This is a genomic window from Dyella sp. Tek66A03 (assembly GCF_052567735.1).
Genome location: NZ_CP199584.1, coordinates 1556923 through 1583890 on the forward strand (window position 1 = coordinate 1556923; position 26968 = coordinate 1583890).

At 64.5% G+C, this 26968-nt stretch carries 24 protein-coding genes, 1 tRNA gene and 1 pseudogene; 18 read left to right on the plus strand and 8 right to left on the minus strand.

The genetic code is table 11. The features are described from left to right. The first annotated feature begins 207 nt into the window (after positions 1 to 207). Positions 208 to 1101, plus strand: coding sequence for a 4-hydroxy-tetrahydrodipicolinate synthase (gene dapA, locus ACT01B_RS07070; protein WP_445146664.1), 894 nt, complete (start codon positions 208 to 210; stop codon positions 1099 to 1101). Positions 1102 to 1139: 38 nt separating this feature from the next. Beyond that, entirely contained in the window at positions 1140 to 1733 is a 594-nt protein-coding gene (locus tag ACT01B_RS07075; RefSeq protein WP_445146665.1) for a hypothetical protein, read from the plus strand. Positions 1734 to 1832: 99 nt separating this feature from the next. Here ACT01B_RS07075 and fdxA read toward each other — a convergent pair whose 3' ends face one another. Both fdxA and ACT01B_RS07085 read right to left on the minus strand, forming a co-directional pair. Then, on the minus strand, positions 1833 to 2156 hold the full coding sequence (fdxA, locus tag ACT01B_RS07080; protein ID WP_445146666.1) for a ferredoxin FdxA: 324 nt from the start codon (positions 2154 to 2156) through the stop codon (positions 1833 to 1835). A gap of 47 nt (positions 2157 to 2203) precedes the next feature. Beyond that, a tRNA-Glu gene (locus ACT01B_RS07085) sits at positions 2204 to 2279 on the minus strand. 185 nt (positions 2280 to 2464) lie between these two features. On the opposite strand from ACT01B_RS07085, the gene pcnB reads away from it, so the two are divergent. The 6 genes from pcnB (at position 2465) to pgi (ending at position 8297) form a co-directional block, all read left to right on the plus strand. Continuing rightward, entirely contained in the window at positions 2465 to 3826 is a 1362-nt protein-coding gene (pcnB, locus tag ACT01B_RS07090) for a polynucleotide adenylyltransferase PcnB (RefSeq protein ID WP_445146667.1), read from the plus strand. Next, positions 3823 to 4305: a 2-amino-4-hydroxy-6-hydroxymethyldihydropteridine diphosphokinase gene (folK, locus tag ACT01B_RS07095; protein ID WP_445146668.1), complete on the plus strand. Its 483-nt coding sequence runs from the start codon at positions 3823 to 3825 to the stop codon at positions 4303 to 4305. Before pcnB ends, folK begins: the two co-directional genes overlap by 4 nt. A 56-nt stretch (positions 4306 to 4361) precedes the next feature. Then, entirely contained in the window at positions 4362 to 5192 is an 831-nt protein-coding gene (gene panB, locus ACT01B_RS07100; RefSeq protein ID WP_445146669.1) for a 3-methyl-2-oxobutanoate hydroxymethyltransferase, read from the plus strand. 20 nt (positions 5193 to 5212) lie between these two features. Next, positions 5213 to 6058 carry a pantoate--beta-alanine ligase gene (panC, locus tag ACT01B_RS07105; RefSeq protein ID WP_445146670.1) on the plus strand — a complete coding sequence of 282 codons (846 nt, stop codon included), beginning with the start codon at positions 5213 to 5215 and terminating at the stop codon, positions 6056 to 6058. A gap of 103 nt (positions 6059 to 6161) precedes the next feature. Continuing rightward, positions 6162 to 6548, plus strand: a complete 387-nt coding sequence (panD, locus tag ACT01B_RS07110) for an aspartate 1-decarboxylase (protein ID WP_445146671.1) — start codon at positions 6162 to 6164, stop codon at positions 6546 to 6548. 111 nt (positions 6549 to 6659) lie between these two features. Continuing rightward, positions 6660 to 8297, plus strand: a complete 1638-nt coding sequence (gene pgi / locus ACT01B_RS07115; protein ID WP_445146672.1) for a glucose-6-phosphate isomerase — start codon at positions 6660 to 6662, stop codon at positions 8295 to 8297. Positions 8298 to 8439: 142 nt separating this feature from the next. Here pgi and queG read toward each other — a convergent pair whose 3' ends face one another. Continuing rightward, positions 8440 to 9519 (minus strand): tRNA epoxyqueuosine(34) reductase QueG, encoded by a 1080-nt coding sequence (gene queG, locus ACT01B_RS07120; RefSeq protein WP_445146673.1) that lies wholly within the window; start codon positions 9517 to 9519, stop codon positions 8440 to 8442. A 61-nt stretch (positions 9520 to 9580) separates the two neighbouring features. On the opposite strand from queG, the gene ACT01B_RS07125 reads away from it, so the two are divergent. The 5 genes from ACT01B_RS07125 to ACT01B_RS07145 all read left to right on the plus strand — a co-directional run bounded on the left by ACT01B_RS07125 (position 9581) and on the right by ACT01B_RS07145 (position 16229). Further along, positions 9581 to 11065 carry an NAD(P)H-hydrate dehydratase gene (locus ACT01B_RS07125; protein ID WP_445146674.1) on the plus strand — a complete coding sequence of 495 codons (1485 nt, stop codon included), beginning with the start codon at positions 9581 to 9583 and terminating at the stop codon, positions 11063 to 11065. After that, positions 11062 to 11520: a tRNA (adenosine(37)-N6)-threonylcarbamoyltransferase complex ATPase subunit type 1 TsaE gene (tsaE, locus tag ACT01B_RS07130; protein WP_445146675.1), complete on the plus strand. Its 459-nt coding sequence runs from the start codon at positions 11062 to 11064 to the stop codon at positions 11518 to 11520. The genes ACT01B_RS07125 and tsaE overlap by 4 nt, the downstream gene beginning before the upstream one ends. Positions 11521 to 11771: 251 nt before the next feature. Next, on the plus strand, positions 11772 to 13337 hold the full coding sequence (locus ACT01B_RS07135; RefSeq protein ID WP_445146676.1) for an N-acetylmuramoyl-L-alanine amidase: 1566 nt from the start codon (positions 11772 to 11774) through the stop codon (positions 13335 to 13337). Between the two features lie 83 nt (positions 13338 to 13420). Further along, positions 13421 to 15238 carry a DNA mismatch repair endonuclease MutL gene (gene mutL / locus ACT01B_RS07140; RefSeq protein ID WP_445146677.1) on the plus strand — a complete coding sequence of 606 codons (1818 nt, stop codon included), beginning with the start codon at positions 13421 to 13423 and terminating at the stop codon, positions 15236 to 15238. A 73-nt stretch (positions 15239 to 15311) separates the two neighbouring features. Continuing rightward, positions 15312 to 16229 (plus strand): DUF1684 domain-containing protein, encoded by a 918-nt coding sequence (locus tag ACT01B_RS07145; protein ID WP_445146678.1) that lies wholly within the window; start codon positions 15312 to 15314, stop codon positions 16227 to 16229. 82 nt (positions 16230 to 16311) lie between these two features. Here ACT01B_RS07145 and ACT01B_RS07150 read toward each other — a convergent pair whose 3' ends face one another. After that, positions 16312 to 17094 (minus strand): enoyl-CoA hydratase/isomerase family protein, encoded by a 783-nt coding sequence (locus tag ACT01B_RS07150; protein WP_445146679.1) that lies wholly within the window; start codon positions 17092 to 17094, stop codon positions 16312 to 16314. A 153-nt stretch (positions 17095 to 17247) separates the two neighbouring features. Between ACT01B_RS07150 and ACT01B_RS07155 the strand changes: the two genes are divergently transcribed. From ACT01B_RS07155 to ACT01B_RS07165, 3 genes and pseudogenes are all read left to right on the plus strand, one after another. Further along, positions 17248 to 17961: an FKBP-type peptidyl-prolyl cis-trans isomerase gene (locus ACT01B_RS07155; RefSeq protein ID WP_445146680.1), complete on the plus strand. Its 714-nt coding sequence runs from the start codon at positions 17248 to 17250 to the stop codon at positions 17959 to 17961. A 48-nt stretch (positions 17962 to 18009) separates the two neighbouring features. Continuing rightward, positions 18010 to 18803: pseudogene (locus ACT01B_RS07160) on the plus strand (CoA pyrophosphatase). Further along, on the plus strand, positions 18800 to 19681 hold the full coding sequence (locus ACT01B_RS07165; protein ID WP_445146681.1) for a sulfurtransferase: 882 nt from the start codon (positions 18800 to 18802) through the stop codon (positions 19679 to 19681). The pseudogene ACT01B_RS07160 and the gene ACT01B_RS07165 overlap by 4 nt, the downstream one beginning before the upstream one ends. Positions 19682 to 19785: 104 nt before the next feature. Here ACT01B_RS07165 and ACT01B_RS07170 read toward each other — a convergent pair whose 3' ends face one another. The 4 genes from ACT01B_RS07170 to uvrA form a co-directional block, all read right to left on the minus strand. Continuing rightward, the gene (locus tag ACT01B_RS07170; RefSeq protein ID WP_445146682.1) at positions 19786 to 20541 is read right to left on the minus strand and encodes an enoyl-CoA hydratase/isomerase family protein; all 756 of its coding nucleotides are present in this window, start codon (positions 20539 to 20541) and stop codon (positions 19786 to 19788) included. Positions 20542 to 20605: 64 nt separating this feature from the next. Beyond that, positions 20606 to 22057: a DUF4139 domain-containing protein gene (locus ACT01B_RS07175; protein ID WP_445146683.1), complete on the minus strand. Its 1452-nt coding sequence runs from the start codon at positions 22055 to 22057 to the stop codon at positions 20606 to 20608. 103 nt (positions 22058 to 22160) lie between these two features. Further along, a complete protein-coding gene (locus tag ACT01B_RS07180; RefSeq protein ID WP_445146684.1) occupies positions 22161 to 22667 on the minus strand; it encodes an acyl-CoA thioesterase in 507 nt (168 codons plus the stop codon). Continuing rightward, a complete protein-coding gene (gene uvrA / locus ACT01B_RS07185; RefSeq protein WP_445146685.1) occupies positions 22664 to 25561 on the minus strand; it encodes an excinuclease ABC subunit UvrA in 2898 nt (965 codons plus the stop codon). The genes ACT01B_RS07180 and uvrA overlap by 4 nt, the downstream gene beginning before the upstream one ends. A 173-nt stretch (positions 25562 to 25734) precedes the next feature. Between uvrA and ACT01B_RS07190 the strand changes: the two genes are divergently transcribed. Beyond that, positions 25735 to 26511: a DUF2059 domain-containing protein gene (locus ACT01B_RS07190; RefSeq protein ID WP_445146686.1), complete on the plus strand. Its 777-nt coding sequence runs from the start codon at positions 25735 to 25737 to the stop codon at positions 26509 to 26511. Positions 26512 to 26647: 136 nt separating this feature from the next. Continuing rightward, positions 26648 to 26962 carry a 50S ribosomal protein L21 gene (gene rplU / locus ACT01B_RS07195; RefSeq protein WP_266150323.1) on the plus strand — a complete coding sequence of 105 codons (315 nt, stop codon included), beginning with the start codon at positions 26648 to 26650 and terminating at the stop codon, positions 26960 to 26962. Positions 26963 to 26968 lie beyond the last annotated feature (6 nt).

The window sequence follows — 26968 nt, forward strand, 5'->3', positions numbered from 1 at the left end:
GACATACTGCACGCCATGATTCCGCAAGGTCGTATGCCGGTGGGCCATGCGAGCTGCGCTGGGCCGGTCTCCGGTCCTCACGGGACGCCGCGCGCCCTGACCATGGCCTGGCCGGCGCCGGGGCGGCCCTTGGGCGCTAAGGCCCTGTATTGGCGGAAGAAGGATTTCCGGTAACATGTGGGGCTTGGTTTTCAGCCGGAGCGGGTCTTGAACATTCGCGGGAGCATCTGTGCACTGGTCACGCCGTTTGCGGCGGACGGGGCACTCGATCTGGCGGCATTCGGGCGGTTGCTCGATTACCAGCTCGAGGGCGGCACGGAAGGCGTGGTCGTGGCCGGTTCTACCGGCGAGGCGCACATGCTCGAGCATGACGAATACGATCGTCTGCTCGCCTTTGCTGTCGATCGCGTCGCTGGCCGCATGACGGTCATCGCGGGTACCGGGGAAGCCGGCACCGCCAAGACCGTGGCGCTGACCCGCCGTGCGAAGGCCTTGGGTGCCCAGGCAGCACTCGTGGTGGCACCTTATTACGTGCGCCCGACCCAGGAAGGCCTGCGCCGGCACTATCTGGAAGTGGCGGAGCAGGGCGGCCTTCCGGTGCTGCTGTACAACGTGCCCAGCCGCACCGCGTGCGACTTGTTGCCGGAAACGGTGGCGGTCTTGCGCGAGCATCCGTCGATCGTCGGGATCAAGGAGGCCGTCAGTACCGACGAGCGCATTCGTGCCTGTGCGGAACTTGCGCGGCCGGATTTCGTCTATCTGTCCGGTGACGACGGCACGGCCGCCAAGGCCATGTTGGCCGGGGCGGCTGGTACTATCTCGGTGGTAGCCAATCTGGTGCCTCGTGCGTTTCGGATGTTGTGCGACGCGGCCACGGCGGGTGACCGACTTGAGGCCCAGCGCTGTGATGCCGTGCTGGCACCGCTGGTTGAGGCGCTCAATTGCGCGCCGAACCCGGTGGCGGTGAAGGCCGGCTTGCCGTCGTTGGGGCTGGGTATGGCGTCGCCACGTCTGCCCTTGGTTGAACTGGAAGACGGTCCTGACCGCGCGCGACTACGCGAAGCGCTGGCGGGTCTGGCATCCTTGGCGAATGCGGCCTGACGTTTTGGCCAACTGATACTCCTACGGAATTTGCTTACATGAAGAAAACCCCGCTTGTCGTGGCCTTGCCGGTTTTGGCCCTTTCCGCCTTGCTGCTCTCCGGCTGTGGCATGTTCCGTTCGCACAAGGCCTGGGAAGCGGCCAAGCAGGAGGCGCCGCTGGAAATTCCGCCGGGCCTGGACACGCCGTCCACAAGCGCTGCCTTGGTGATTCCTGAGCCGGGTGCCAACAACCCGACCGCGAACGGCGCGACCGCCCGTCTTGGCAAGAGCGGCGGCACCATCGCCGACGGCTTCGTGCTGAACGACAATATCGACAGCACCTATCGCCGCGTGGGTCAGGCGCTGGAAAAGGGCGATATTGGCGAGGTGGTTGCGCATGACGACGCGTCGCGTACCTTCACCTTGAACGTGGTCGCCTCGGACGAGCCGACTGCCAAGAAGGGCTTCTTCAGCAGCATGTTCAACGGCAAGTCGAAGCAGACGGCTGATGCGCCGGGCGCCGCCCCGCACCAGGTGCAGCTGACCATCGGTGGCAGTGGCGAAAAGGCTAGCGAGGTTCGCGCCCAGGGCGACGCCGCAGCGGTGGCCAAGGTGATCGATACGCTCAAGTCGCGCCTTGGCGGCAGCTGAGTAGCGCCCGCGTAGATACTAAAACGCCGCCCTCGGGCGGCGTTTTTCTATCTGGCTATCCGGTGTTGCGAGCGCGCCCCGGAGCGGGGGTGTATGCGTTCAGCGTTCGAGCAGGTCGAGCTTGTCGGGCTTGTTTTCCCATTCCTTGGCGTCCGCCAGGCCATCCTTGCGCACGGTGATCACCGGCCAGCTCTTGGCCAGATCCGCATTCAGCGCCACGAAGGATTCCTGCCCGGCAGGCACGTCGTCCTCGGGATAAATGGCGTTGATGGGGCATTCCGGCTCGCACAGGGTGCAATCGATGCACTCGTCCGGATTGATCACGAGGAAGTTGGGACCCTCATGGAAAGCGTCGACAGGGCAGACCTCGACGCAGTCGGTGTACTTGCACTTGATGCAGTTATCGGTGACGACAAAAGTCATGCTGTCGCGCGCCTATGCTGGAAACCGGGCCCGTGCCAGGCCGGAAGTGGTGCTCCCTACGAGGTTCGAACTCGTGTTCCCGCCTTGAGAGGGCAGTGTCCTAGGCCACTAGACGAAGGGAGCGAAATGCACCGGAGCGCGCTAGTATATCGGAATTGTTTCGCCCGGCAATGCCCTAGGACGTTTTTTGTCCCGCCGTATGGAACAGTTCCGCCTAGTCCGTGAAGCTATGGCGGCCATGGAGGCGGCGCCTGGCGCCGCGATTGATCGCTTTGAATGGCGCCACGCGCCGCAAGGATCCACACCGCTTGAATCACGACGCAAGGACCAACACCACGGCTGCATTGCGCATCATTCCGCGCGAGCAACACGTGATTTCGCGCAAGAACATCAGCAAGGCAGCGTTGCGCGTGCTGTATCGCCTCAATGAAGCCGGCTATCAGGCCTATCTGGTCGGCGGTGCCGTGCGCGATCTCCTGCTTGGCGGGCACCCCAAGGATTTCGACGTGGCCACCAGTGCCACGCCGGAAGAGGTGAAGAGGCTGTTCCGGAACTCGCGCCTTATAGGGCGTCGCTTCCGCCTCGCCCATGTGGTGTATGGGCCCGAGATTATCGAGGTGGCTACGTTCCGCGGCACCGGCGAAGAAGACGCCAGCGTAGGCGATCGGCATATCGTCGATGGCCGCATCGTGCGCGACAACGTCTGGGGCAGCGTCGAGGAAGATGCCATACGCCGCGACTTCCGCGTCAATGCGCTCTATTACGACATCAGTGATTTCTCCGTGCGTGATTATGTCGGCGGCATGCAGGATGTCGAGGATCGCGTACTGCATCTGATCGGTGACCCGGACACCCGCTACCGCGAAGACCCGGTGCGCATGCTGCGAGCGGTGCGCCTTGCCGCCAAGCTCAATTTCCGCATTGACGCCGCCGCATCGGCACCGTTCGCCGAACTGGGCCCGCTCTTGGCCGACGCCGCGCCGGCACGCCTGTTCGACGAATCGCTCAAGCTGTTCCTGGCCGGTCATGGGCTCAAGAGCTTCCATATGCTGGAGCAGACCGGGCTGCTGAAGTTCATGTTTCCGGCCACGGCGCGAGCGCTCGAGCGGGGTGACAAGGCGCTGCGCGCCTTGATCGAGGAGGGACTCGCCAATACCGACGCGCGCCTCGCCGAAGGCAAATCGGTCACCCCGGCCTTCCTGTTCGCCGTGCTGTTGTGGGGAGAAGTGCGCGATCTGGCGCACACCTGGATCACTAAGGGCATGGAAAGCACGGCAGCGTGGGACCGGGCGGCGGCACATGTCGTCGCCGAGCAGTGCCAGCGGGTAGCGATCCCTCGTCGTTTCACCCTGACCATGGAAGAAATCTGGGCGTTGCAGCCGCGTTTCGAACAGGTGCAGCGCAAGCGCGTCTTCCGGCTGATGACGCACCCGCGCTTCCGTGCAGCGTTCGATTTCCTGTTGTTGCGTGCGGCGGAGTCGCCAGCGATCAACGAGCTGGGGCAGTGGTGGGCGCATGCGCAGCAATTGCCCCATGAGACGCTTGCCGCGGCGCTGGCGGGCGTGCCGCAGGGCGCGGCGAGTGAATCCGCGGCACCAGCTGTAAAGCCGCGCAAGCGCCGCCGCCGCAAGCCTGCGGGTAAATCGGGTCACAAAACGGATTCCGTGTGACCGAGGCTTTTATTGCACTAGGCAGCAATCTGGGTGACGCGCGTGCGCAGGTGCTGCATGCCTTTGACGCGCTGGCGGGATTGCCTGGCACCCAACTGCTCTCGCGCTCGCCGCTCTATCTCACCCCTCCGTGGGGCGTGCTGGATCAACCGCCGTTCGTCAATGCCGTGGCACGTGTCGACACGACGCTGACGCCGCACGCGTTGCTGGATGCATTGCTGGGCATTGAGCGAGCCGCCGGGCGTGTGCGCGACGGTGAGCGTTGGGGTCCACGTACGCTCGATCTGGATGTGTTGCATATGGGCGCCATGGTCTTGTCGGACGAGCGCTTGAGCCTGCCGCACCCGCGCATCCACGAGCGTGCTTTTGTCCTGTTGCCGTTGCACGACCTTGCGCCAGATCTTGACTTGCCTGGGCAAGGGCGGGTGATGGATCTGCTCGCCGCGCTGGATGTCGCCGGATGCCAGCGCCTGCCTTGAGGCCTTCACGTCGAGCGCGGGATAATCGGCGTCCATGTCCGCTCTGAGGAATTGTTGTGTACGCGCAAAAAGCGAATGCCCCCACGCGCAAGCCGGTTACCGTACCGTCGTTGCGTGCGATGAAAGCGGAAGGTCGTCGCATCGTCATGCTTACCGCTTATGACGCGACGTTTGCGGCGCAGCTGGAGCTGGCGGGTATCGATATCGCTCTGGTCGGCGATTCGCTGGGCATGGTGATCCAGGGGCATTCGAGCACCTTGCCGGTGACGCTCGATCACATGGTCTATCACACCAGCATCGTGGCGCGCGGCGTTTCCTCGACCTTGCTGGTGGCCGATATGCCGTTCATGGCCGATCGCGACGTCGCGCATGCACTTGAGGCCGCCGCCCAGCTGGTGGGCGAGGGTGGTGCGGCGATGGTCAAGATCGAGGGCGCGTCCCCGCATATCCTCGAGGCCATTTCGGCCCTGGTGGAACGCGCCATCCCGGTGTGCGCCCATCTGGGCCTGACACCGCAATCCGTGCATAAGTTTGGCGGCTTCCGCATCCAGGGGCGTGAGCAGGACGCGGCCGACCACATGGTGGCGCAGGCGCAAGCGGTAGAGGCCGCAGGTGCTGCCTTGCTGGTGCTCGAAGGTATCCCGACGGGCTTGGGTGAGCGCATCACGCGAGCCGTTTCCATCCCGACCATCGGCATCGGCGCCGGCCCGCATTGCGACGGTCAGGTCCTGGTGCTTCAGGACATGCTGGGTATCACGCCGGGCAAGCGCCCGAAGTTCAGCAAGGACTTCCTCGCAGGACGCGATTCGGTGGCTGCGGCCATTGCGGCCTACGCCGAGGATGTGCGCAGCGGCGCTTTCCCGGCTCCTGAACACTGCTTCGAATGAAGCGATAGAGCAGAGCAAACATGCAGACTGTGCAAGACGCCGCGGCGCTGCGCGCCATGATCCGCGGTTGGCGCGGCCAGGGCCTGACGGTGGGTTTCGTGCCCACCATGGGTAACCTGCACGCCGGCCACCATTCCCTGATCAAGCTGGCCCGCGCCCGTGCCGACCGTGTGGTCGCCAGCGTGTTCGTGAACCCCACCCAGTTCGGCCCGAATGAGGACTTCGAGCGCTATCCGCGCAGCCTCGTGCAGGACCAGGGTGGACTGGCCGAGCATGAGTGCGATCTGCTGTTTGCGCCGGAAGTGGCCACCATGTACCCATTCGGTGCGCAGAACAGCGTGAGTATCCACGTGCCCCAGCTCACCGAGACGCTGGAGGGCGCCCATCGCCCCGGGCATTTCGATGGCGTGGCTACGGTGGTCTGCAAGCTGTTCAACCTGGTGCAGCCGGATCTGGCCGTGTTCGGCCAGAAAGACTTTCAGCAGCTCAAGGTGATCGAGCGGATGGTGCGCGACATGTCGCTGCCGGTGAAGATAATGGCGGCACCGACCCTGCGTGCCGACGACGGGTTGGCGCTCAGCTCCCGCAACCAGTACCTGTCGACCGCGGACCGCGCGCTGGCGCCGCAGGTCTATGTGACCTTGCAGCAGATGCGCGAGCTGATCGCCAAGGGGCACGCCCGTACGGTGGTCGAGCAGGCGGCGGCGTCCAAGCTGGCGCGGGCCGGCTTCGATCCGGACTATGCGGCGATCCGCCGCATCGAGGACCTCGCCGAGCCGGCCGATGGCGAGCGTGAGGGCCTGGTCGCCCTGATCGCCGCGCGCCTGGGCCAGACCCGCCTGATCGACAACTTGCCGTTCGACTGAGCGTCCCCATATTGCGATCGTCAGGCAGGGTAATGTTGCGATGCGGCGTTCCCCCGCTGGATAATATCGAGCTACGCGGGCTGTACCTGCCGGAAACGAAGTCATGAATCTGAACATGCTCAAGGCCAAGATCCACCGTGCGACGGTGACCCACGCCGAGCTCCATTACGAAGGCTCCATCGCTATCGACGGCCTGCTGCTCGATGCCTCCGGCATCCGCGAGTACGAGCAGATCCATGCGTGGAATATCAACAACGGCAAGCGCTTCGTCACTTATGCGCTGCGTGCCGAAGAGGGTTCCGGCATCATTTCGGTCAACGGCAGTGCGGCCCACCGCGCCCAGCCCGGCGACCTGGTCATCATTGCCGCCTTCGCCCAGCTGTCCGAGGCCGAAGTCGAGCAGTTCCAGCCGACCCTGGTCTACGTGGACGCCGACAACCGCATCTCGCACACCAATCGCTCGATTCCGAAGCAGATGGCCGTGGCCTGAAGGGCTGCGCCCCGCTGATGGGCGGGCTGACCGCAGTGCAACATTGGTGCTGGCATCGGGGGCTGGGAGCTGCGTAAGATCGGCGTTCCCTCCCTCCACGCATGAGAGCCCATGTCGCCCGAGCGCCGTTCGTCCTTTCTGGCAGAGCACGTTGACCGTCTTGCACGCACTCATCTGCGTGAATTGCTGAAGGACACCGCGCGCGGCAAACGCCTGCGCCAGCGGGCCGGGCCGATCCTGCTGGATCTGAGTCGCCAGAAGCTGGATGAGGCGGCCCTGGAAGCGCTGGGCGCGCATGTCGAGGCCAGTGCTTGGCAGGCCGCCCGCGACGCCATGTTCGCGGGCGAAGTGATCAACACGTCCGAACAACGTGCGGTGCTGCATACGGCGTTGCGCGCCAGTGGCTCGCAGCTCGCTTCGCCGGCGCCGCGTGAAGCGCTGGATGTCATCGAACAGGCCCTGCAGCGGATTGGCGCCCTGGTGCAAGCCGTCGGGCAAGGCGATGCTTCCGATTTCGGCATCGCGCCCGGCATCACCGATATCGTCAATATCGGCATAGGCGGCTCCGACCTGGGGCCGCGCCTGGCCGTGCGTGCGCTGGCGCCGTTCCACGTGCCGGGCCTGCGCAGTCACTTCCTTACCAATGTCGATGGCCAGTCGGCGTATGAACTGATGCATGCGCTCGATCCCAAGCGCACCCTGGTCATCATCGTCTCCAAGACCTTCACGACGCAGGAGACCCTGCTCAACGGCGGCGTACTGCGCGATTGGATCAGCCGCGCGTATGAGGGCGACGCCAAGGCCGTCTCGCGCCATTTCCTTGCCGTGAGTGCCAACGTTGCCGCCGCGGAAAGCTGGGGCGTACCGGCGGCGCAGGTGTATCCGATGTGGGATTTCGTCGGCGGGCGTTTCTCACTGTGGTCGGCCGTCGGCCTGTCCTTGGCCTTGGCCATCGGCATGTACAACTTCCGTGCCTTGCTGGCCGGCGCGGCGCACATCGATGACCACTTCCGCAGCGCGCCCTGGCACGAAAACCTGCCGGTGCTGTTGAGCCTGGTGGAGCTATGGAATCGCAATGCCCAGGGCCGCGGCAGTCGTGCCGTGGTGCCTTACGCGGATCTGCTGACCGATCTCACCTCCTACCTGCAACAGCTGGAGATGGAGAGCCTGGGCAAGCAGGTCTCGCCGCAGGGTCAGCCGGTCACCCAAGCGACCTCGGCGGTGGTGTGGGGCAGCGTCGGCACCAACGCGCAGCACGCCTATTTCCAGGCGCTGCATCAGGGTACCGATGTGGTGCCGCTGGAATTCATCGGCGTGGTGAAGCCGGCGCACGACTTGCGCGGCAATCACGATGCCTTGCTTTCGAACTTGTTGGCGCAGGCGGCGGCCTTGGCGCTGGGCAAGACCTTTGACGAAGCGTTGGCTGAAGCCAGGGACGGTGACGAGTCGGCGCGCCGCGCGCTTGCGGCACAACGAACCTTCCCTGGCGATCGTCCCAGTACGGTGATCATGCTCGATGCGCTGACGCCGGAGAGCCTGGGTGCCCTGATCGCGCTGTACGAACACAAGGTGTTCATGCTCGGTCACCTGTGGGGCATCAATGCCTTTGACCAGTGGGGCGTCGAGTTGGGCAAGTCGATTGCGCGGCAGATCTTGCCGGCATTGGATGGCGGCCTGGAGGACACAAGCGCATTCGACTCGGCGACGCGCGCGTTGCTCGAGGCGATCCACGCGCGCCGCACCGCATAGTTGTAGGAGCGCACGCTGTGCGCGACAAACCGGCAGGACTGCCGGTTTGCACAGCGCAAGCTGCCCGGAGGGCGAGGGCCAGGGATGGTCCGAGTGAAAACCTACGTAGCGATGACGCCGTGATCGCGCCCAGGGTGCGGTCCTACGACAGCGGATCGGGATGTCGTGAGAGCGCCCAGGCGACGTGTTCGCGCACGATCGGCGACGGGTGTTCGGCGCGTGCCAACAGCGCCTGCCGCACGGCTCCGGAGTCGGGCGCGTTGCCCAGCGCAACGGCGATATTGCGCAGCCAGCCCTCATAGCCGGTACGGCGTATCGCCATACCCTCCGTACGTTGCAGAAATTCCTGTTCGCTCCAGCCGAACAGCTCGACGAGTTTGGCGCCATCGAGTTGGTGGCGTGGCGCGAAGTCGGGTTCGGTAGCGTCCTGCGCAAACTTGTTCCACGGGCAGATCAGCTGACAGTCGTCGCAGCCGAAGATGCGGTTGCCCATGGGCGCTCGCAGTTCCTCGGGGATGCTGCCGCGCAGCTCGATGGTGAGATACGAAATGCAGCGGCGCGCATCGAGCTTGTACGGCCCGACGATGGCCTGGGTGGGACAGATGTCGATGCAGCGACGACAGCTGCCGCAGTGGGCGCTGGCCGGTTCGTCGATGGGCAGGGGCAGGTTGGTATACAGCTCGCCCAGGAAGAAATACGAGCCCGCCTGGCGATTGATCAAGACCGTGTGCTTGCCGATCCAGCCGAGTCCGGCATTGCGCGCGAGGGCTTTTTCCAGCACCGGAGCGGAGTCGACGAAGGCGCGGTAACCGAAATCGCCGATCGCTGCATGCATGCGTTCGGCCAGTTTCTGCAGCCGGTTGCGCATCAGCTTGTGGTAGTCGCGTCCTAGCGCGTAGCGGGCCACGTAACCGGCCTCGGGTTCGTCCAGCACGTTCCACGCGTTGCGTGTCCCTGGCGGTATGTAATCCATGCGCACCGAGACCACGCGAACCGTGCCTGGCTCCAGTTCGTGCGGGCGACTGCGCTTGTCGCCGTGACGGGCCATGTAATCCATGGCGCCGTGGTGACCGGCATCCAGCCAACGTTTGAGGTGCAACTCGTCTTCGCCCAGGTCCGTCCCGGCGATGCCGGCATCGGCAAAGCCCAGCTCACGCGCCCAGCGCTTGATATCTCGGGCAAGCGCAGCGTAGTCGGGTGCGTGCGGGGATGTGGCGGACATGCGCTTATTGTAGGTGCTGCGGGGGGCTAGGTCCTGTGGCGGGCATGCCTATAATTCACGTATGACCGCCAGTGCCCATCGCCACGAGCTTTATACCGTCGACCAGGTGCGGGCGCTCGATCGCCGCGCCATCGATTCACTGGGTATCCCAGGTTATGAGCTCATGCAACGCGCCGCGGCGGCTGCGCTGGTCTGTCTGCGGCAGCAGTGGCCGCATGCGCGGCGCATCGCGGTGTATTGCGGCCCCGGCAATAACGGTGGGGATGGTTTTCTAGTGGCTGCGCTGGCGCGCGAGGCTGGCTTGCACGCTGACGTGATCGCGCTGGGCGAGAGTCAGGGCGACGACGCCCAGCGTGCTCTCCGCGAATGCGAACAGGGCGGTGGCACGGTGCATCCGTGGCAGGGCAGCGGCGAGCTGCCCTTGGCGGATGTGCAGGTCGACGCCTTGTTCGGCACGGGACTGCGGCGTGCGTTGGCGCCCGACGTCGCACAGCTGGTGCGTCAGATCCAGGCCAGCGGCGCGCCCATCCTGGCGCTTGATGTGCCTTCGGGCCTCAATGCCGACACGGGTGAGGTGCCGGGTGAGTCCATTCGAGCCGACGTCACGGTCACCTTCATCGCCGCCAAGCGCGGCCTCTATACGGGACAGGCGCCAGGTTTTGTGGGGCGCGTGCAGCTAGAGCCCTTGGGCCTGCCCGAGGCGTTGTGGGAGGGATTCCACGCGGATGCCGAACTGTTGCAGGTGCAGACCTTGCCACCGCGTCCTCGTCAGGCGCACAAGGGCAACAACGGCCATGTGCTGGCTATTGGTGGCGAGCACGGTACGGCGGGGGCGATTCGCCTCTGTGGCGAGGCAGCCCTGCGCGGTGGTGCGGGCCTGGTCAGCGTGGCGACCCGGGGCGAGCATCTGGTGGCGCTCAATGCGGCGCGGCCTGAATTGATGGCGCACGAGGTACATGGGCCGCAAGCGTTGGCGCCGTTGCTGGAGCGTGCCACCGTGCTGGCGATAGGGCCCGGCCTGGGACAGGGCGCCTGGGGGCACGCACTCTGGCTGACCGCGCTGGAATCCGCACTGCCCCTGGTGCTCGATGCCGACGGCCTGAACCTGCTGGCGCGCGAGCCACGGCAGCTGGCCGGACGCGCGGTGCTTACGCCGCACCCGGGAGAGGCGGCGCGCTTGCTCGATTGCGATACCGCCGCCATCGGAGCCGATCGTTTCGCAGCCGCGCGCGCATTGGCACGCCGTTACGGCGCGATCGTCGTCCTGAAAGGCGCTGGCAGCCTCGTGGCCGATCCCGAGGGCCGGGTGGCGGTATGCCCCTGGGGGAATCCCGGCATGGCTTCCGGCGGTATGGGCGACCTCTTGACGGGGATCATCGCGGCCTTGCTTGCCCAGGGTTGCGAGGCGTGGCGCGCGGCCTGCCTGGGCGTAGGCCTGCATGCGCGCGCGGGTGACCTTGCGGCCCGCGAGGGCGGCGAACGCGGCTTGCTCGCCAGCGATCTGCTGGAGCCTCTGCGACTCCTGCTGAATGGAAAAGACGCATGATGGATCCGCATTGGGAGCTTGCCGACGAAGCGGCTACCGTTGCGCTGGCCCAGCAGTTGGCCGGCGCGCTCGATGAAGGGCTGGTGGTTTATCTCCACGGTGATCTGGGGGCCGGCAAGACCAGCTTCGCGCGAGCCTTGCTCGGGGCATTGGGCGTCGGCGAGCGGATCAAAAGTCCCACCTATAGCCTGGTCGAGTCCTATCGCGCGCAGGGTCGGGCGGCGTGGCATCTGGATCTCTACCGCATCGCCGATCCGGGCGAGCTCGAATGGCTGGCCCTGGATGAGCTGTCCGATCCCGCGGCGCTGGTGCTGGTGGAATGGCCTGAACGGGGTGCTGGCGCGCTACCGACACCCGATCTGATTCTGCATCTCAGCTACGCCGGCACCGGTCGGGCAGCTGCCATGGAGGCGCGCACGGAGCGAGGCTTGCGGATCGTGTCCCGGCTGTCCTGAGCGCCGCCTGCAAGCGGTTTCTCACCGTCCGTTTTAGCTAAGTATCGGTACTCCTTGAGATTTTTTCCTGGGCTTGGGTTGGCAACGAAGCCTTCAGTTTGCGTGGCTTGCGGCCGATAGCTTGAGGCGATCTGACAAAACACCTGCAGGTTATGGATATTCAAAGGAAAATCTCTTGCAATCAGCGGGCGAGTGGGCTTCAATTCCGCTCCATGAAGGGATCTAGGACACATGCTGCTTTGTTTGGTGCCATGGCCTTGATGGCTTTGGTGCCTTTTTGCGTCGCGCGCGCGGCCGACGTGAAGTCCGCGCGTGTCTGGGCCGGCCCTGAATACACCCGCGTGGTGCTCGATGTGTCCGGCCCGGTGACCTACAAGGTCAAACAGGATGGCGACCAGCTGACGGTCGACGTCAGCGACAGTTCGATCAGCAGCGACTTCAGCTCCCCCGCCGCCCAGGGCCTGTACAAGGGTCTCAGCGGTGCGCGCCAGGGCAGTAATGTCCGCCTCACCGCCAAGATCGACCCCTCCAGCAGCATCAAGAGCTTCCTGCTGAAACCGCAGGCGGACTACGGCTACCGCCTGGTCGTGGACCTTTATCCCGGTAGTGGTGTGGTGGCCAAGCCCGCCGTGCGCGGATCGGATGACGATGGCCCAGTGGCCGTCGCTGCGACGCCAGTCGTTTCCACGCCCGACCCGGTACCGACCTATACGCCAGCACCCTCGCGTAGCGGAGGCAAGTCGACTCTCAGGCCAACTCAGAGCGGCATGTCCTCCACCCGTGCGGCAGCCGCGCTGTTGAACGGCGAGCGCAAGGTGGTGATTGCTGTCGATGCCGGCCATGGCGGCGATGATCCGGGCGCCCATGGTCCCGGTGGCACGCTGGAGAAAAACGTCACGCTCGCCGTGGCGCGCCAGTTGGCGGACCAGATCAACCAGCAGCCGGGCATGCGCGCCGTGCTGACGCGCAGCACGGACTTCTTTATCCCGCTGGCGCAGCGTTACCAGATCGCGCGCAACAACTCCGCCGACCTGTTCATCTCGATCCACGCCGACGCCTTCGTCAACGGCGACGCCAGGGGCTCATCGGTGTGGGTGTTGTCGCCGCGTGGCAAGACCAATATGGCGGCCCAGTGGCTGGCGGACGGCCAGAACCGTGCCGACCTGATCGGTGGCGTCACGCTCGACGACAAGAACGACGGCCTGGCCGCCGTGCTGCTGGACCTGCAGCAGGGTTATTCCATGCAGGCCAGCGAATCGGTGGCCGGCAACGTGCTGAGCGCCCTGGGCAATCTCGGCCCGACCCATCGCGGCTATGTGGAACGCGCCAACTTCGTGGTGCTGCGTTCGCCCGACGTACCCTCGATCCTGGTCGAGACTGCCTTCATCAGCAATCCGGACGAGGAGCGCAAGTTGCGCGATCCCTCGCATCAGGCGCGCCTTGCCACGGCCGTGATGAGTGGCGTGCGCGGTTACTTCGAAGCCACGCCTCCACCCGGCAGCTGGTTCGCCGCCCAGGCGGCGCGTCGCAGCGGTGTTGCGCTGGCGTCGTCGAAGGGCAGCGATGACGACACGTCGGCCCGCGCCAACAAGGCCGTGGCCCAGGCGATGGCCGCATCGACCGGCAAGGGCTCCAGTGGCGATGCCGCTAGCGCCGACGATGGTGTGCGCGATCTGCACCGTGTCGAGGCCGGCGAGAACCTGCGCAGCATCGCGCGCCAGTACGGTGTCAGCATCGATGCGTTGAAAAACGCCAATAGCATCAACGGCGATAGCGGCGTACGTGTAGGCATGGTGTTGACCATACCGGCTGGCTGAGCCACGTCCCGACCAGAACGACCGCGCCGCTTTCGGGCGGCGCTCCGCTTTCGCCGGGGAAGGGCAGGCTTTAAGCTTGACCGATGCCCGTTATCCGTCCTCTTCCTCCCGAACTCATCAACCAGATTGCCGCTGGTGAGGTGATCGAACGCCCCTCGTCCGTGGTCAAGGAGCTGGTCGAGAACAGCCTCGACGCCGGCGCCACGCGCATCGAGGTCGACATCGAACAGGGCGGCGCGCGCTTGATTCGCGTACGGGACGATGGCTGCGGGATTTCACCGGACGAGTTGCAGCTGGCCGTGGCCTCGCATGCCACCAGCAAGATTGGCAGCTTCGACGACCTCGAGCATGTCGCCAGCATGGGATTTCGCGGCGAAGCGCTGGCCTCGGTGTCGTCGGTGGCGCGTTTCACGCTTACCTCGCGCGCGCACGGGCAGGACACCGCGTTTCGCATCGAGGTCGATGGCGGCAGGATGCAGGCAGCGCGACCGGCGCAGCATCCGCAGGGCAGTAGCGTGGAAGTGCGCGACCTGTTCTACAACGTGCCCGCGCGCCGGAAATTTCTTCGCGCCGAGCGAACGGAGTTCGCGCACATCGACGACCTGCTGAAGTCGCTCGCGCTGGCCCGCCGCTCGGTGGAATTTCGCCTGAGCCATAACGGCAAGCCCGTGCGCATACTCAAGGCGGCGCGCGATGAGGGCGCCGCCCTGCAGCGCGTGGCCGAGGTGCTGGGCGAGGATTTTCCGCAGCAGAGCCTGCGTATCGATCACGCGGCGGCGGGTCTGCATTTGTCCGGCTGGGTCGGCTTGCCCACGGCGTCTCGTTCACAGGCGGATTCGCAGTACTTCTATGTCAACGGGCGCCTGGTGCGCGACCGCATCGTGGCCCATGCCGTGCGTCAGGCGTATGCGGACGTGTTGTTCCACGGTCGCCATGCTGCGTTTGTGCTTTACCTGGAGCTCGATCCGGCCGGTGTGGACGTGAACGTGCATCCCGCCAAACACGAAGTGCGTTTCCGCGAGCAGCGGCTGGTGCACGACTTCCTGTTTCGTACCCTACATGAAGCGCTGGCGCAGACGCGCGCAGGGAAGGTGGGGCTTCCCGCACCGGAGGTCGGGCAGATGACGGCGCCTTCGTACGGCATGTCGACGCCGCCGCCGGCATGGCCCCATTCCCTCAGCCAAAGTCGGCTCAGCCTCGGTGTGCGTGAAGAGCCACTGGCTGGCTACGCAGCCTTGTTGGGAGAGCCTGCTGCTTCGCAGGCACCGTTGGCTTACGCGGCGAACTCGCCCATGCCCGAGGCGGCGGATGACGAAGCGCCACCCCTGGGCTTCGCCATCGCGCAACTCAAGAGCATCTACATCCTGGCCGAGAATGCCCATGGGCTAATCCTGGTCGACATGCATGCCGCGCACGAGCGCATCACCTACGAAAAGCTCAAGGCGGGCCGGGCCTGCAGCAACCTGCGCTCGCAGATGATGCTGGTGCCGCTGAACGTAGCCGTGAGTGCGAAGGAGGCCGCGGCTGCCGAAGAGCATGCGGATGCGTTGGCCGAATGGGGCCTGGAGTTGTCGCGTAGCGGCCCATCCGGCGTGGTCGTGCGGCGGATTCCTGCCTTGCTGGAAGGCGCCGATGTGGCCCAGCTCTGCCGCGATGTGCTTGGCGAACTGGCCCAGCACGGCAGTTCGCGGCGCCTGCAGGAGCTGGAGAACGAGCTGCTCTCCACCATGGCTTGCCATGGTTCGGTGCGGGCAGGGCGGCGCCTGACGATTCCAGAAATGAATGCCTTGTTGCGTGAGATGGAAAGCACGGAACGATCGGGACAATGCAACCATGGACGCCCGACCTGGACGCAGCTGAGCCTGTCGGAGCTGGACAAGCTGTTCCTGCGCGGTCGTTGAAGCTCCCGTTTCGCGCTTGCCACATCGCCAAATGGACGGCCATACTCGGACTCTGATTCCGGCGGGGCCTGCCATGTTGCGTACCGCTTTTTTTGCTTTCGCCTTGAGCCTTGGAGTTGCCGCCGTGCATGCCCAGAATCCCTCCGCCGCCACGCCGGCCGATGTCTCACAACAAGTCCTGCAGTGGCAGCAAAAGCGCCTGGCCAGCCTCACCGCACCCAATGGCTGGCTAAGCCTGATCGGTCTGGAGTGGCTGAATGAAGGCAGCAACCGGATCGGTAGCGCAGCCGACAACGACATCGTGCTCACGGCAGGTCCCGCACACCTGGGCGTGGTGACGCTGAGCAAGGGGGGCGCGATGCATATCGTGCTCGACCAGGACAGCGGCGCGACCATCGACGGCAAGCCGGTGCATGAGGCCAATCTGGTCGACGACCTGCACGCCAGCGATGCATCGCCGGCGACGCTGGTGGCTTTTGGCTCGGCTAATTTCTTCGTCATCGATCGTGACGGCCGTAAGGCGCTGCGTGTCAAGGACAGTCAGGCCGAGACGCGCACCCATTTCCTTGGCCTCGATTATTTCCCGATCGATCCCTCATGGCGCATCGTGGCCGACTGGGTGCCGTTCGATCCGCCGCACGAGCTGGAAGTGGGATCGGTGCTCGGTACCATCAACAAGGAAAAGGTGCCGGGCAAGGCCGTGTTCCAGCGCGACGGTCACACCTACGAGCTGCTGCCGATCCAGGAAGAGCCCGACTCGCTGTTCTTCGTGATCGCCGATCGCACCTCCGGTCATGAGACCTATGGCGCCGCGCGATTCCTTTATGCCGATCTGCCCAAGGACGGCAAGGTCGTGCTCGATTTCAACCGCGCGTATAACCCGCCGTGCGCTTTCACGCCGTATGCGACCTGTCCGCTGGCGCCGCCGGAAAATCGGATGGATCTGCGCGTGACGGCCGGCGAGAAAAACTACGCCGGCTCACTTCATTGAACGCGTGAGCGTGCCCTTGATCGGGCGCATGGCCCCGGCGCGAGCCGCCAGGGCGTGGTAAAGCTGCACTTCAAGGATGCGCTCAGCGGCCCTTGAAGTCGGCCTTGCGCTTCTCGAGGAAGGCGCTGGTGCCTTCGCGCATGTCGTCGGTGGAGAAGGCGAGGGCAAAGACCTGCGTTTCGAACTCAAGCCCTTGATCGATGGTGGTTTCACCACCCTGCAGCACGGCATCCAGGATGCCGGCGGCGGCCAAGGGCGCGGATTGGGCGAGCTGGTCGGCCAAGCTGTTCACCGTCTCATCCAGCGCTTCGGGTGCGACGACGCGGGTAACCACGCCCAGTTCGTACGCACGCTGCGCGTTGACCAGCACGCCGGTCAGGCATAGCTCCAGCGCCGCGCCACGACCGGCGAGGCGAAGCAGACGCTGGGTGCCACCAAAGCCTGGAATCAGCCCAAGGTTGATTTCCGGTTGACCGAACTTCGCTTTCTCGCTGGCCACGCGCAGATGGCAGGCCATCGCCAGTTCCATGCCGCCGCCAAGGGCGAAGCCCTGGATGCGCGCGATCACCGGTTTGCCGAGGCGTTCGATCAGGCTCATCAGGCGCTGACCCGTACGCGAAAAACCCTGGGCTTGCACCGGGCTGTAGCCATTCATCTCGGCAATGTCGGCTCCGGCCACGAACGCTTTCTCGCCCGCGCCGGCCAGCACGACCACGCGCACGGCGTCGTCCTGGGCGGCCTGGCTAAAGGCCAGGGTCAGTTCGTTGAGCGTTTCGCGGTTGAGCGCATTGAGCTTGTCCGGACGATTGACGGTGATCGTGCGAACCGCGCTGCGGTTGGCGATTTCAAGGTTTCGATAAGCCATGGGAGTTCCTGGCGGATAAAACAGGCATAGTACCAGTGGGAACCTTTGTCGCCCCCGGCGTTCTCAGCAGGGGCGCCGGATTTGCCGGCGTTCGCTGCACGATTCGCCCGGACCGCTTACGATGGTGGAGTTCCGGCTGTGATGGAGATTGGCATGGCACAACTGCGTTGGCTGGCTCTGGGCATCCTGTTATGGGGTGCGGCAGTGCATGCGCAGGACAACGCGGCGGCGCGCGATGCCGCTTCGATAAGGCTCGACAAGAGCAAGCTTTCCTATGCCATCGGATTCCAGATAGGTAGCCAGTTCGCCAATGGCGATCCGGATATCGATATCCCGACGCTCCAGCGGGCCATTCAGGACGCTTACTCGAAGAAGCATCCGACCGTGTCCATGCAAGACATGCATGATCAGCTGCAGATGCTCGATGAGCAGATGCACGCGACCGCGATAGCCGAGTTCAAGCGCATCGCCGAAAGCAATGCGCGCAAGAGTGCCGATTACCTGGAGCGCAATCGCCAGCAGGCGGGTGTGGTCCAACTGCCGTCCGGCATTCAGTACGCGGTGATCAAGAAAGGTGACGGCAGGATCAGTCCCGCCGTCACCAGTATGGTCACGGTGAACTATCGCGGCATGCTGGTCGACGGCACCGAATTCGACAGTACCTGGGCACGTGGCGCGCCGGTGCACTTCGAGGTCGACAAGGTGATCCGCGGCTGGCAGGACGTGATTCCGCGCATGCACGTGGGTGACCGCTGGAAGGTCGTGATTCCACCACAGCTCGCGTACGGAACCCATGGTGCCTTGCCACGCATCGGGCCGAACGAGGCGCTGGTCTTCGAAATCGAGCTGCTTGATATCCAGCAGTGATGTAGCCCTCTGCTGGTAGGCGCCGAATCAGCTAGCATAAGCGGGCTTATGCTCAACGATCCCGCTCCAATCATCGCCGTCTCCCTGTCGCCCTGCATCGGCATCTGCCGGCTCGACGCGCGTGGCTATTGCGTCGGCTGCCTGCGTACGGGCGACGAGATCGCCCGTTGGCGTGGCATGAACGACAGCGAGCGCTTGCGTTACATGCGAGAGGTGCTGCCTCCGCGCAAGGCGCCATGATGGGAGAGGTGCTGACCAACCTCTACTCGGCGCTACTGCCCTTGTCGGCACCGCCGACCGGTCAGGGTTGGAATCACAGCGATATGGCCGAGTTCCTGGGCAACGTGCCGCGTCGCCCAGCCGCCGTGCTGGTGGGGGTGCGTGAGGGTGTCCAGCCGCGCCTGGTGCTCACCGTGCGTACCGATCATCTGCATGATCACGCGGGACAGGTGGCGTTTCCCGGCGGACGCACCGATCCGGAGGACGCCGACGCGATTGCGACGGCGCTGCGCGAAAGCGAGGAGGAAATCGGCCTCGCACCCAAGCTGGTCACGCCGTTGGGTTTCCTCGACCGCTTCGAAACGGTGAGCGGCTATTGCATCACGCCGGTGGTGGCGCGCATCGATCCGGACGCCCGGCTTTATCCCGCACCGGATGAGGTGGCGGAAGTGTTCGAAGTGCCGCTGTCGTTCTTCCTGGAACCGGCCAATATGCGGCGCTACACCATGGAGTTTCGCGGACATCGTCGCGACATGGTGGAATTCGTGCATGGCGGCCACCGCATCTGGGGCGCTACTGCCGCCATGGTCTTTAACCTTCTGCAGAGGATGGGCCGCGCATGACACTGAAAACCACCTTGATCGAAGCAAGCGAACTCGCCGCGCTGTCGCCGCACGACGTTTTGATTGTCGATTGCCGCTTCGAGTTGATAGCGCCGGGCAATGGCGAGCGCGACGTTGCCAAGGGCGAACGTGATTATCTTGAAGGTCATATCCCTGGCGCGGTGTATGCAAGCCTCGACAAGGATCTCTCGGATCTATCGCGCCAGGTCGAAGGGCTGGGGCGTCACCCGTTGCCGCTGGAGTCGGCATTCTCCAGCGTGTTGTCGCGTTGGGGCTGGCGTCCCGGTTTACAGGTGGTGAGTTACGACGCTGCCGGTGGCTCGCTGGCTGCAGCGCGCCTGTGGTGGCTGCTGCGACTGGTCGGTGTACAGGACGTGGCCGTGCTCAATGGCGGCTATGGCGCTTGGTTGGCGGCGGGATTGCCGGTGGATGCGGGCAACGTGACGCGCACGCCCAGCAAGGTTGAGCTGCATTACGACACGAGCCGCCATCTCATCGATCACGCGCATCTGCTCGATGCACCCGAAAGGCTGTTGCTCGATGCACGGGCTGCGCCGCGTTACCGTGGCGACGTGGAACCGATCGATCGCGTCGGCGGACATGTGCCGGGTGCGCACAATCGTCCGTTCTCGGACAATCTTGGGGGCGACGGCCGCTTCAAGTCGGCCACGCTGTTACGCCAGGAATTCCTCGATGTGCTTGGCACACACGCGTCGCAAGACGTCGTACATATGTGCGGCTCCGGCGTTACCGCCTGCCACAACCTGCTGGCGATGGAGCATGCGGGATTGGCGGGCTCGCGCCTGTATGCCCCTTCATGGAGCGGTTGGGTCAGTGATCCTGGCCGCCCGATTGCCAAAGGCGATCTGCCGGGCTGAGCCTTTGGTGTAGGAGCGCACCCTGTGCGCGGCAACCCTACGGAGCGGTGACGCCGCTACGATGGGTCGCGCACAGGGTGCGCTTCTACAAATAAGGATTGCGCCTAATCCTTTTTCTTCAGACGCGCCACCAGCTGCTGTAGCACCGCCTGGGTTTCCGGGTGGAAGTACGCGTCCACGAACTGATCAATCGGCAGTGCGTCGACATCGGACCACACCGCGATGAGATCGGCGCGCGCCAGGGCGCGCGTATTCAGCATGGCATGGGAAGGCAGGGCCAGCAGTCCATTCATCCAATGCAGGGCACGGGTGGTGACCTGTTCCAGCCCGGCCAGTTCGTCCACGAAGCCGCAGGCGAGTGCCTGGGACGATTCGATCATCGCACCGGCAACGAGCAGACGTTCCGCGCGATAGGCACCCACCACGCGGCGCAGCGCCATCTGGATGCACTCGGGCACCACCAAGCCGACCTGGACTTCGTTGAGGCCGATGCGGAACGGGCCCTCGGCCATCACGCGGTAGTCGCAGAACAGTGACAGCACGGCACCGCCTGCCGGACTGTGCCCGGTGATCGAGGCGACCACGGGCACGGGCGACAATGCCAGCTTGGAACAGGTAAGAAAGAACTCGCGCCAGTATTCACGCACGCCAGCGCGATCGCGTCCCAGCAGGGCCGGAACGTCCACGCCCGCGGAGAACAGGCCCTGGGCACCGGACAGCACGATGCCGCGGGTGCCGGCATTCAACGCATCGTCGACGGCATCACGCACGGCTCGCAGCAAATCCACGTTGAGCGCGTTGACGGGTGGGCGCGCCATGTTGATTTCGGTGATGGCGTCATGGGTGGTCAGGTTGAGCATGGCTGAGCCCTGGCAGGAGTGATGAGCGGGGAGTGAGAGTAGCAAACCCGCCAGTGCGTGGCGCTTACTGCGGTTGCTCCTGGGCAGTCCACTGGTAGCGCACCGCATAGTCCAGCGTGGCCTTGCCACCGGCGGGCACACTCACCTGGAACTCCAGGCTATCGGGTGTTTGCTGGCTGGGCTTGATGCTGGATGACGCCAGCGTCCACTCGTGCCAGCGGGTTGGGTGCTCGCGCACCGTGACGGTGCGGGCGCTGTCGCCTGCGTTGGTGAGCGTAATGCGGAACGCCTCATTGAGCGTGCGGCCCGCCTTGTCCACATTGAACGCCGTGCGCTCGCGCTCGCCGCGCAAGTCGAACGCATTGCCGAGCACGATGCGCGCATCGCTGCCCTTGGGGGTGTCGTTGATGCGACCTTCGCCAATGAATTGCGGCGTGCCGTTTCGATCGGCGGCCAGCACACGCAAAAAACCGGCGGGCAGGCTGTCGAAGGCACGCAACTGCAACGTGCTGACGACCGCGTTATTGCCACCTTGGAGATAGTCACGGTTGATCATGGGGTGCGGAGGCATCCAGTTGCCGCCGTTCTCATACAGCGCCGTGCGCTCGCAGTCGATCGTGCGCGTGGCATACAGCGGCACCTGACTGACGCTGCCATCGGGCAGATCGACGGCGGCCGGTAGCGTATAGGTGCGGTAGTCGGCGAGCGTGCTTTGCTCCGGCAGCTCTGCACTGTCGGTCTTGGCGCGAACGGCATGAGCCATGGCCATGGGCCGAGGTGCCGATGGCTTGGCGAATTGAGGCTCTCCCGCCACCAGGGTAAGTTGCAGGTTTTTCCAGTCGCGGCCACTGCGGTTGGCGATGCTGGCGCGCGATTCGAATTGCAGCTTGCAGCTGTTTCCCGATTGCAGCGTGCCGACATACGCGGCGCGCCAACCGAGTCCGCCGGTGGGGTAGCTCAAGGTGGCTTGGGCGGTACCTGCGCGACTCGCATCGAGTCGCAGTTCCAGGCTGGAGCCGGTCTGGAAGCTGCCTTGCGCGCGCACCGAGGCGAACTCGCGGATCAGGCTCGTACGCCCTGAGGCATCCTGCACCAACAAACCATCGCCGGCCCGCATCAGCGTGCCACTGGCGAGCGGTTGTCCGCTATTGGCCAGCACCTCGACCTGCTGACCGATCAGGCTGCCCAAGGCCGCATTCTGGCCCTGGCCCAAGCGCAGGCGTTGGGAAATCACCGTCGCCGCGTTGCCATCGACCGTCAGCGCCAACGCTTCGGGGTCGAGATACTGCGGCAAGCCGCCGAGGCGGATGTCCTGTAGGCCGGCTTTCAGCTGAAGCTCGCGGGGTTCGCGCGCGACGGCGTAGCCCGCTTGCACATCGCCACCGTCGCCGGCGCTGAACAGCGCGGCATCATCGCTGCGATAGAGCGTGAGGCTGGTCGATGCGGAGGCTGCTGCGGCGGCCGTCGTCGTCGTGGCGACGGCAAGGGCGAGGAGGCGGAGGGGAAGCTGGCTCACGGTCGAACTCCTTTCGGGTGGTCGACGTGCATCTTACGGATGCCGTATGAAGCCTCGGCATCCGCCGGATGCAAGGGTTAACCCCTTAAGCGATATGTGCCGTTCAAGCGGCCGCGTCGGCCGCGTCGCGGATGGCCTGTGGCAGCATCACCGGCTTGCCCGTGGTCGGATTCATCCACACCATGACCACGCGCCCATCGCTGTACAGGCACGCATGGTCGTCGGCATTGATGATCCGATGGGCCAGCGTGATCGAGCTGTTGCCAAGACGTTCGCAGCTAAGCTCGACCTGTAACTGAGCCGGCCATTCGATCGGTCGGCGATAGTTGATCTCGCTCGCCGCCAGTACCGGCATCGAGTGCTCGTCGAACCAGCCGGGCACATGTTGCAGCCAATGCAGACGTGCCTCTTCCAGGTAGGTGAGGTAGTTGGCGTTGTTGACATGATTGAACGCGTCGAGATCGCGCCAACGCACGCTGATCGGTGCAACAAACAACGGCCTGGGTGGCGCGGGCGGCGCCTCGGCTTCGGGGATGATCGAGGCACTTTCGGGTGCCTCGATCTTGCGGGTGCGCGTGCGTTTCGCAGGCGCCGTATCGCTGGGACTCATGCAGTCTTCTTCCGTAATGCGGGTTTGCGCTTGCTGTTGCTTTCGACCTTGGCGGCCTTGGCCGGCTTCATGTCGAGATGGGGTGCGAGGAAGTGTCCGGTGTGCGAACCCGGTGTTGTGGCCACCGTTTCCGGCGTGCCCGTCACCAGGATGCGACCGCCACCGGCACCACCTTCCGGGCCCAGGTCGACCAGCCAGTCGGCCGTCTTGATCACATCAAGATTATGCTCGATCACCACCACGGTGTTGCCTTGCTCGACCAGTTGATGCAGCACGTCGAGCAGCTGTTCGATATCGTGGAAATGCAGGCCGGTCGTGGGCTCGTCCAGGATATAAAGCGTGCGACCGGTGTCACGCTTGGACAGTTCCTTGGAGAGCTTCACGCGCTGCGCCTCGCCGCCCGAGAGTGTCGTCGCGCTCTGGCCGAGCTTGATGTAGTCAAGGCCCACGGCGCGCAGCGTTTCGAGCTTGCGCGCGATGGTCGGCACGTTCTCGAACAGCTTCAGCGCATCTTCCACCGTCATCCCGAGCACATCGGCAATCGTGTGGCCCTTGTAGTGCACCTCGAGCGTCTCGCGGTTGTAGCGCTTGCCATGGCATACGTCGCAAGGCACGTAGACGTCAGGCAGGAAGTGCATCTCCACCTTGATCATGCCGTCGCCTTCGCAGGCTTCGCAGCGACCGCCGCGCACATTGAAGCTAAAACGTCCTGGCGTATAGCCGCGCACGCGCGCCTCAGGCACCTGCGCGAACATTTCGCGCAAGGGCGTAAACAGGCCGGTATAGGTCGCCGGGTTGGAGCGCGGCGTGCGACCGATCGGCGACTGGTCGATGTCGACCACCTTGTCGAACAGCTCCATGCCGTCGATGGACTTGTAAGGAGCCGCCTGCGCGCCAGCGCCGTTCAACTCGGTGGCGGCCAGACGGAACAAGGTGTCGTTGACAAGGGTGGATTTGCCCGAGCCCGACACGCCGGTGACGCAGGTGAACAGGCCGGCGGGAATCGCCAGGTCGACGTTCTTCAGATTGTTGCCGCTGGCACCCTTCAGGTGCAGCCACGAATCAGGATCGAGTTGTTGGCGGCGTTCCTTTGGCACCTTGATGCCGCGCTTGCCGGAAAGGAACTGGCCGGTGACCGAGCGCGGCGAGGCGAGGATGTCTTTCAGCGTGCCTTGCGCCACGATTTCGCCACCGTGCACGCCGGCACCCGGACCGATGTCGAGCACGTGATCGGCCATGCGGATGGCGTCCTCATCGTGCTCGACCACGATCACCGTGTTGCCGAGATCGCGCAGTCGGGTCAGCGTGCCAAGCAAGCGCTCGTTGTCGCGTTGATGCAGGCCGATGGATGGTTCGTCGAGCACATACATCACGCCGACCAGGCCGGCGCCGATCTGCGAGGCGAGACGGATGCGCTGCGCCTCACCACCGGAGAGCGAATCGGCCTGGCGGTCCAAGGTGAGGTAGTTGAGGCCGACGTCGTTGAGGAAGCTCAGCCGCTCACGGATCTCCTTGACGATCTTCACGGCGATCTCGCCGCGCCATCCGGTCAAGGTCAAGCCTTCGAAGAAGGCCAGCGAGTCATCGATCGAGCGCGACGTGAGCGAGGGCAGGGCATGATCGGCCACGAAGACGTTGCGCGCCGAACGGTTGAGGCGCTGACCGTGGCAATCGGGGCAGGGCTGGTCACTGATGTACTTGGCCAGTTCCTCGCGCACGGCGGGCGACTCGGTTTCCTTATAGCGCCGCTCCATGTTCGGCAGGATGCCTTCGAACGCATGTTCGCGCGTGACGCGGCCACCACGCTCGGTGATGTAACGAAACGCGATCTTGTCCTTGCCGCTGCCGTACAAGATCGCCTTCTGCACATCGCCGGACAGTTTCTGCCAGGGTGCATCGACATCGAAACCATAGTGCGCGCCCAGCGACAGGATCAGCTGGAAGTAGTGAGCATTGCGGCGATCCCAGCCGCGCACCGCGCCGCCGGAGAGCGACAGTTCGGGATGACCCACCACACGGGCTGCGTCGAATACCTGGGTGACGCCCAGGCCATCGCAGGTGGGGCAGGCGCCGACGGGTGAGTTGAACGAGAACAGGCGCGGCTCGAGCTCAGGCAGCGAGTAATCGCAGACGGGGCAGGAGTAGCGGGAAGACAGCAGCTGTTCGGGCGCCTTCGCATCATCCATGTCCACCACGATGACGAGGCCATCACCCAGGCGCAGGGCCGTCTCGAACGATTCCGCCAGACGCTGCTTGATGTCGTCACGCGGACGGAAACGGTCGATCACCGCTTCGATGGTGTGCTTCTGGCGCAGGGTCAGCGGCGGTACGGCATCGAGGTCGTAGACGGTGCCGTCGACACGGGCGCGCACAAAGCCTTGCGCGCGCAACTGGTCGAACACCTGCACATGCTCGCCCTTGCGTTCGCGGATCACCGGCGCCAGCAGCATGAAGCGTTTCTCGGGATCCAGCGCCAGCGTCGCGTCGACCATCTGGCTCACCGTCTGTGCTTCCAGCGGAATGCCGTGGTCGGGACAACGCGGCGTACCCACGCGCGCGTAGAGCAGGCGCAGGTAGTCGTACACCTCGGTGATCGTGCCCACGGTGGAGCGCGGATTGTGCGAGGTGGACTTCTGCTCGATCGAAATCGCCGGCGACAGACCTTCGATATGGTCCACGTCCGGCTTTTCCATCATCGACAAAAATTGCCGAGCGTAAGCCGATAGCGATTCGACATAGCGGCGTTGACCTTCGGCATAGATAGTGTCGAACGCCAACGACGACTTGCCGGAGCCGGACAGGCCGGTGATCACGATCAGACGGTCGCGGGGCAGGTCAAGGTCGATGTTTTTCAGGTTATGCGTGCGCGCGCCGCGTATGCGGATGGTGTCCATGACGCCCGGGGTTTGGGGAAAAGTGTACTATACCAAACTAATCAGGTTAGTTATTACCTGCCTGTTGGTTCCCCCCCTTGGGCCCGAAAATCCTCATCTTCAGGGAGGGTCGGCCCGACTATGGCTTAATAGACTTTTGGCCGATCCAGGCCTATGAATGACAGAGAGTGCGGATGAGTAAGTTGACACGATGGGGCGCCGCCCTGGCGCTGGCAATCTGCGGTGGACAGGCCATGGCTTCGACCACCCCGGCTAGCGATGCGCAGGTACGCCAGCTGATGGAGGTCGTCGGCGTGGGCAAGATGCTCAGCCAGATGAACTCGCAGGCGGTAAGCACGATGCAGCAGTCGATGCCTTGCGTGCCGGCCGATTTTTGGCAGAACTACATGGATGCCAACCAGACCCAGCAGTTCATCGGGCGCCTGGTGCCGGTCTACCAGCACCATTTCAGCGCCGATGAGCTGGACGGCATGCTGAAGTTCTACCGTTCCCCGTTGGGCCAAAAGGTCATCAACGAGATGCCCACGACCATGTCCGAGGCCAACCAGGCCGGCCAGCAGTGGAGCCACGACCGTAGCGACCAGATGATCGCCGAGCTCAAGCAGATGGGTAGCCTGGATGCCAGCGGTCGCTGCCCGGCCAAGCTCGCCTCCGCGGCAGGTGGCACAGGCGCTGGCGCGCTTTCGGGCGCTGCCATGGCGAAGGCGACGGACGATGCTGCCGAGGCCGCTCCCGCCAAGGCCTCGACCAAGGCCAAAGCCAAGCCCGCTGCCAAGAAGACGACCAAGGCACCGGCCAAGAAGCCCGTCGCCAAGACGCCGGCCAAGACGGACGCCAAAACGGACGCCAAAACGGACGCCAAGGCACCGGCAACGCCCGCCACCAAGACGGACGCCAGCGCGACGCCGGCCAAGGCTCCGGCCCAACCAGCGGCGCAGAACGGCCCGTGAACGGTGTGCCCGGGTTGGCTTAGCCTAGGTGGTCAGTAATTGACCAGCGCCGAATAGGCTCGCTATAATCCGCAGTTCGCCAGTGCGGGTTTCCGCTTGGCGAGCCCAAGAGAATAACTACAGAAGGGATAATCCCATGAGTTACGCAGTCATCAAGACCGGTGGCAAGCAGTACCGCGTTCAGCAGGGCGATGTCCTGCGCGTGGAGCTGTTGAACGCCGAAGAAGGCGCCGCCATCAACTTCGACCAGGTCCTGCTGGTCGGTGCCGGTGAGTCGATCACCGTCGGCGCGCCCACCGTGGCCGGTGCGACCGTCAGTGCCACCGTGCGCAAGCATGGCCGTGCCGACAAGATCCGCATCATCAAGTTCCGCCGCCGCAAGCACCACAAGAAGCAGCAGGGACATCGTCAGCATTTCACCGAAGTCGAGATCACGGGCATCAACGCCTAAGCAACT

What these genes read in the sequence shown, in the direction of transcription:
- ACT01B_RS07125 (WP_445146674.1), top strand. Translation starts at nt 9,581, where the DNA reads ATGACCGCCAGTGCCCATCGCCACGAGCTTTATACCGTCGACCAGGTG.
- pgi (WP_445146672.1), top strand. Translation starts at nt 6,660, where the DNA reads ATGTCGCCCGAGCGCCGTTCGTCCTTTCTGGCAGAGCACGTTGACCGT.
- ACT01B_RS07075 (WP_445146665.1), top strand. Translation starts at nt 1,140, where the DNA reads ATGAAGAAAACCCCGCTTGTCGTGGCCTTGCCGGTTTTGGCCCTTTCC.
- rplU (WP_266150323.1), top strand. Translation starts at nt 26,648, where the DNA reads ATGAGTTACGCAGTCATCAAGACCGGTGGCAAGCAGTACCGCGTTCAG.
- uvrA (WP_445146685.1), bottom strand. Translation starts at nt 25,561, where the DNA reads ATGGACACCATCCGCATACGCGGCGCGCGCACGCATAACCTGAAAAAC.
- ACT01B_RS07150 (WP_445146679.1), bottom strand. Translation starts at nt 17,094, where the DNA reads ATGGCTTATCGAAACCTTGAAATCGCCAACCGCAGCGCGGTTCGCACG.
- mutL (WP_445146677.1), top strand. Translation starts at nt 13,421, where the DNA reads ATGCCCGTTATCCGTCCTCTTCCTCCCGAACTCATCAACCAGATTGCC.
- fdxA (WP_445146666.1), bottom strand. Translation starts at nt 2,156, where the DNA reads ATGACTTTTGTCGTCACCGATAACTGCATCAAGTGCAAGTACACCGAC.
- queG (WP_445146673.1), bottom strand. Translation starts at nt 9,519, where the DNA reads ATGTCCGCCACATCCCCGCACGCACCCGACTACGCTGCGCTTGCCCGA.
- tsaE (WP_445146675.1), top strand. Translation starts at nt 11,062, where the DNA reads ATGATGGATCCGCATTGGGAGCTTGCCGACGAAGCGGCTACCGTTGCG.
- ACT01B_RS07180 (WP_445146684.1), bottom strand. Translation starts at nt 22,667, where the DNA reads ATGAGTCCCAGCGATACGGCGCCTGCGAAACGCACGCGCACCCGCAAG.
- panC (WP_445146670.1), top strand. Translation starts at nt 5,213, where the DNA reads ATGCAGACTGTGCAAGACGCCGCGGCGCTGCGCGCCATGATCCGCGGT.
- ACT01B_RS07190 (WP_445146686.1), top strand. Translation starts at nt 25,735, where the DNA reads ATGAGTAAGTTGACACGATGGGGCGCCGCCCTGGCGCTGGCAATCTGC.
- ACT01B_RS07165 (WP_445146681.1), top strand. Translation starts at nt 18,800, where the DNA reads ATGACACTGAAAACCACCTTGATCGAAGCAAGCGAACTCGCCGCGCTG.
- ACT01B_RS07145 (WP_445146678.1), top strand. Translation starts at nt 15,312, where the DNA reads ATGTTGCGTACCGCTTTTTTTGCTTTCGCCTTGAGCCTTGGAGTTGCC.
- ACT01B_RS07135 (WP_445146676.1), top strand. Translation starts at nt 11,772, where the DNA reads ATGGCCTTGATGGCTTTGGTGCCTTTTTGCGTCGCGCGCGCGGCCGAC.
- panD (WP_445146671.1), top strand. Translation starts at nt 6,162, where the DNA reads ATGAATCTGAACATGCTCAAGGCCAAGATCCACCGTGCGACGGTGACC.
- ACT01B_RS07155 (WP_445146680.1), top strand. Translation starts at nt 17,248, where the DNA reads ATGGCACAACTGCGTTGGCTGGCTCTGGGCATCCTGTTATGGGGTGCG.
- ACT01B_RS07170 (WP_445146682.1), bottom strand. Translation starts at nt 20,541, where the DNA reads ATGCTCAACCTGACCACCCATGACGCCATCACCGAAATCAACATGGCG.